1 protein-coding gene is annotated in these 532 nt (G+C 39.5%); it reads right to left on the bottom strand.

The window, feature by feature from the left end:
- The coding region (locus N1032_RS27595) for a hypothetical protein (RefSeq protein ID WP_259543921.1) at window positions 1–513 on the bottom strand (513 nt) is incomplete at its 3' end.
- Window positions 514–532 lie beyond the last annotated feature (19 nt).

Genomic DNA, 532 nt, shown 5'->3' with positions numbered 1-532 from the left:
ATCTTTCCGAACCCAACCGGTATTAGTCATTGGTATGTTTTCAAAGAATTCGTATTTGTCTAGTAAGTCCTCAATATAAAGAGAAACAATTTCAACGTCACGCAAGGCGTAGTTCCATTCAAAAGTAGTTAGAGGTGTATCAAAATGCCGTTTTTTCAAGTAGTCGAAACCCTCAAGCTTGGCTATGCCGGTTTGTTCTCCTAGCGCGTCAAGAGAAAGAGTAGTTAAGGCAAGTGAACAACGAAACTCAACGTTTCCGGTTCTTACGCGGAAAATATGGTTTTCGTCATGAGCCATAACGTCCGCCCAATCGTCAAACAGATTTTTGATAAATGAGAACTCGTAAGGTAGATTGTGGCAATAGATAATAAAAAGGGAACCGTCCTCAATAGTTCCCTTGATTAGTTCTATTAAAGAGAGGAATTCTTCCCACGTTCTACCGCTTATCTGAAATTTTCTACCAAGCTGAAAAGTCCAACAATACATGACTGCATGTTTTTCATCTTGGCTCATTGTTGACGTGGTTTCTATA

The sequence above is a fragment of the Herbiconiux daphne genome (genome assembly GCF_024979295.1).
GTDB lineage: Bacteria > Actinomycetota > Actinomycetes > Actinomycetales > Microbacteriaceae > Herbiconiux > Herbiconiux daphnes.
Note: the sequence above shows the minus strand (reverse complement) of the source record. Positions and strands in the feature narration are given on the sequence as shown.